The organism is Pseudomonas sp. BF-B-15, from assembly GCF_019946675.1.
Classification (GTDB): domain Bacteria; phylum Pseudomonadota; class Gammaproteobacteria; order Pseudomonadales; family Pseudomonadaceae; genus Aquipseudomonas; species Aquipseudomonas migulae.
Genome location: NZ_JAGYFZ010000193.1, coordinates 1 through 3933, shown reverse-complemented (window position 1 = coordinate 3933; position 3933 = coordinate 1). Strand labels below are relative to the sequence as shown.

5 protein-coding genes are annotated in these 3933 nt (G+C 61.9%); 4 read left to right on the top strand and 1 reads right to left on the bottom strand.

The genetic code is table 11. The features are described from left to right. Window positions 1–55: 55 nt before the first annotated feature. Genes KGA97_RS29145 through KGA97_RS29130 form a run of 4 tightly spaced genes read left to right on the top strand, consistent with a single transcriptional unit; the run spans window position 56 to window position 2917 of the window. A complete protein-coding gene (locus KGA97_RS29145) occupies window positions 56–838 on the top strand; it encodes an ABC transporter permease (RefSeq protein WP_223481970.1) in 783 nt (260 codons plus the stop codon). After that, a complete protein-coding gene (locus tag KGA97_RS29140) occupies window positions 838–1686 on the top strand; it encodes an ABC transporter ATP-binding protein (protein WP_223481969.1) in 849 nt (282 codons plus the stop codon). Before KGA97_RS29145 ends, KGA97_RS29140 begins: the two co-directional genes overlap by 1 nt. Further along, a complete protein-coding gene (locus tag KGA97_RS29135) occupies window positions 1683–2645 on the top strand; it encodes a HEAT repeat domain-containing protein (protein WP_223481968.1) in 963 nt (320 codons plus the stop codon). The genes KGA97_RS29140 and KGA97_RS29135 overlap by 4 nt, the downstream gene beginning before the upstream one ends. Continuing rightward, a complete protein-coding gene (locus KGA97_RS29130; protein ID WP_008027252.1) occupies window positions 2642–2917 on the top strand; it encodes a DUF971 domain-containing protein in 276 nt (91 codons plus the stop codon). The genes KGA97_RS29135 and KGA97_RS29130 overlap by 4 nt, the downstream gene beginning before the upstream one ends. A gap of 50 nt (window positions 2918–2967) precedes the next feature. Here KGA97_RS29130 and KGA97_RS29125 read toward each other — a convergent pair whose 3' ends face one another. Further along, window positions 2968–3396, bottom strand: a complete 429-nt coding sequence (locus KGA97_RS29125; protein ID WP_223481967.1) for a nuclear transport factor 2 family protein — start codon at window positions 3394–3396, stop codon at window positions 2968–2970. Between the last annotated feature and the right edge of the window lie 537 nt (window positions 3397–3933).

Below are 3933 nucleotides of genomic sequence, written 5' to 3'. Positions count from 1 at the left end.
ATGTAGCTGACACACCATCGCCAGCAAGCCGGCTCCTACAGGGGGAGGAAGATGTATGTCCCGATCTGTAAAGCGCTGGATTCCGAGGGCAGCTTCATTGCTGCTCTGCCTTTTGTTCTGGCAACTCGCCGCCAGCCACCACTGGAACCTCGGCCTGGTCACCTTCGCCAATGTCCCGACACCGCTGGCGGTGATCGAAGCCGCCCTGGGCCTGGGCGATTCCGGCAAACTCGCCCAGCACCTGAGCAGCAGCCTCAGCCGGGTCTTCGCCGGTTACCTCGCGGCGCTGATCATCGGCATCGCGTTGGGCCTGGCCATCGGCCGTTCGAAATGGGCCGAAGATTTGCTGTTGCCGCCGCTGGAAGTCCTGCGCCCGATCCCGGCCGTTGCCTGGATTCCCCTGGCGATCCTGATGTTCCCGTCATCAGAACTGTCGATGGTCTTCATCACCTTCACCGGCGCGCTGTTCCCGATCCTGCTCAACACCGTGCACGGCGTCGAAGGCGTCGACCCGCGCCTGATTGCCTCGGCGAAAAGCCTCGGGGCAGGGCGTCGGGCGATTCTGCTGGAGGTGATTCTGCCGGGCGCCGCGCCGAGCATCATCACCGGCCTCGCCATCGGCATGGGCACCTCGTGGTTTTGCCTGGTGACCGCCGAAATGATCTCCGGCCAATACGGCATCGGCTATTACACCTGGGAGTCCTACACCATCCAGAACTACGCCGACATCGTCGTCGGCATGTTGCTGATCGGCGTGCTCGGCATGGGCAGCAGCCTGCTGATCAAACGGTTGGGCGGGTTGTTGACGCCTTGGCATCGTCCACGAGGAAAAGCCTGATGAGCGTATTTCAACACCTTGAAGGGCGCATCGATATTCGCGGATTGTCGATCAGCCTCGGGGAGGGCCGTGACGCGTTCGAAGCCGTGCAAGGCCTCGATTGCCAGATCGAACCGGGGCAGTTCGTGTGCATTCTCGGCCCCTCCGGTTGCGGCAAATCGACCTTGCTCGGCGCGCTGGCCGGACACCTGCAACCTCGCGCCGGCAGCCTTAAAGTCGATGGCGAAGACGTGTCGAGTCCTTCGCCCCAGCGCGGCATGGTGTTCCAGCACCACACGCTGTTCCCTTGGCGCACGGTGCGCGACAACGTCGCGTTCGGCCTGAAAATGCGCGGCATCGGCAAGGCCGAACGGCACGAAGCCGCCGACGAAATCCTCGCGCTGGTCGGCCTCGAGGGGGTCGCCGAGCGCTGGCCGGATCAGTTGTCCGGTGGCATGCAGCAGCGGGTGGAGATCGCCCGGGTGCTGATCAACCGTCCGCGCCTGTTGCTGATGGACGAACCTTTCGGTGCCCTCGACGCGCTGACCCGATTGAACATGCAAGAGCTGCTGCTGAACATCTGGTCGCGGATTCGCACCACCGTGGTGTTCGTCACCCACGACATCGACGAAGCGTTGTTCCTCGCCGACCGGCTGCTGGTCATGAGCACGCGTCCCGGGCGGATCATCGAAGACCTGCGCCTCGACTTCCCTCGGCCACGCACCAGCGAACTGGTGACAAGCCATGAGTTTTCCCGCTTGAAGCGCCATTGCCTCGAATTACTGCGTCACGAAGACGGTCGGCAGCTACCGCGCCTGAACCCTCTCGGACTTCCCCCTGAAAACAAACTGCCGCGATTTGCCCTATGACCTCTCTATTCGATGTAACCGATAACGATGACATTCTCGCCCTGCAACCACGCCTGACCGATGCCGACGCCGGCGTGCGCCGGATCGCCCTGATCGAGCTGGCAGACCTGGAAGAGCCGGACGGTTTGCTGTGGCTGGTCGATCGACTGGCCGAAGACCCGACTGCAGAGGTTCGCGCCGAAGCCGCGCGCCTGCTTGAAGCCTGGGAGGATGCGCCGGTCGTCGAGGCGCTGTGCCAGGCGTTGACCGATCCGTCGCCGGCCGTGCAGGCCGCCGCCGCGCAGAGCCTGAGTCTGCTCAAGAGTGAAGCCGCAGGCAGGGTGATTCTGCCGTGGACCGGGCATGCCGACATCAACGTGCGTATCGCCGCGTTCCGGGCGTTGCGCGAATTGCGTTTTCCCGATGCCGCGACCGCTGCCTTGGCGGCGCTGGGCGATGCAGACGCCAGCGTTCGCCGCGAAGCTGTGGGCGTGCTCGGCTGGCTCAAACAGCTGGATGCCTTGCCGGCCCTGGCGACGCTGGCCAGTCACGACCCGGACACCGAAGTCCGTCGCGCCGCCACGGGTGCCCTCGGGCTGGCCTCCGATGCGCACGTCCTGCCGGCCCTGCGCCAGGCGTTACAGGACGGCGCCTGGCAAGTGCGCGAAGAAGCCGCGACCACCCTCGGCAAGGTCGGTCATACCGACGCGGGCCCGGCATTGGTCGAAGCGTTGAGCGATGATTATTGGCAAGTGCGCCTGCGCGCCACCCGCAGTCTCGGTCGCTTGCGTTATGCCCCGGCGCTGGACGCATTGATCGAAACCCTCGGTCATCGCATCAGCAACCTGCGCAAGGAGGCCGCGTTGGCCCTCGGCGAATTGAACGATAAAGGCGCTATCGCACCGTTGCAGGCCGCGCAGAACGACGGCGACCCGGAAGTGCGTAAAGCGGTGCGCATTGCCTTGAGTCAGCTGCAATGAACCCGCTGGCGATCGGCAATTCCCGGAGCAAACAGCAGCTGCGGCTGAACTGGCCGGATGGTCGTGAGCAGTTGCTGGATCATGCCGAGTTGCGCCGGCAATGCCCGTGTTCGCAGTGCCGGGCGTTTCGCTTGAAAGGGTTGACGCCGAGGGTCGATGACCGAGTGCAAGTCATCGAATTGAACGCGCAGGGCTATGGCCTGCAACTGATTTTCAGCGATGGCCACGAACGGGGCATTTACCCGTGGCCGTATCTTTCGAGCCTGGCCTGATGACGCGCTTCACCGGTGCGTGTGCCCGCCGATGAAGCGCTGCGCAGTGGTCAGGCTTTGCTGGCGGCCAGGTAAGCGCCCAGTCGGCGGCCCATCTCTTCACCCAAGGCTTGCAAGCCACTCAAGGGGCGGACCATCACCTCGAATTCAACGATTTTTCCTTGTTCGTTGAAGCGGATCATGTCGATGCCCTTGAGCTGTTTTTCACCGATCCTGGCGCTGAACTCGAGGATGACGTTCAAGCCGTCCGCAGTCGACAGTTCGCGGTGGTACTGGAAATCCTCGAACACGCCGGACACCGTGTTGAGAATCATGTTGACCACCGGCGCCCCTGGATAAGGCGTGTGCGCCATCGGCGAGCGGAAAACCACTTGCGGGTCCAACAATTCGGGCAAGGCCTTCAAGTCAGCCTTTTTGATCATCGCGTGCCATTGGTTCAAGGATTGTGCGGCGTTTGGATGCAGTTTCAGTTCCGACATTTTCAACTCCTGTATTTTTTGTTGTTCTGCAAACGTCGGCGAAGACTGTACATCAAAGGGCTTGAAGGGAAACCCTCCGGCGGCAAAACCCTCGGACACTGGTTAGTATTTTTCCGTCCTGACGTCCGTCGCTATGGGCAAAATCGTTCTAAAAATTCCGGGGCGCGGCTCGGGAGGGTGTACTAGTCTAGAACTTGTAGGTGAAGACGCAGACTGATGCGCAAGCGGATGGCAAGGACACGTGGGGCGCGTTCCGAAGGGTACACGGTTAGAAAGATCTCCGCGCTGAGATCCAGCCCTTATGCCGTGTGAAGCAGAAGAGCACAAAACTCTTCTGTGAGAGTCCTGATAAACCTTGTAAGCCGGAGACCAGCGCCGGCCACCTACTCGAATCCCAAAGCCCGCCTTGTGCGGGCTTTTTTTGTGGCCTTTGCCTTCACCCATATGCGCGTATTTCACTCATTTCCAGATTGACGCCAAACCTGTAGGAGCCGGCTTGCTGGCGATAGCGGTGTGTCAGTCACCCATGATGTTGCC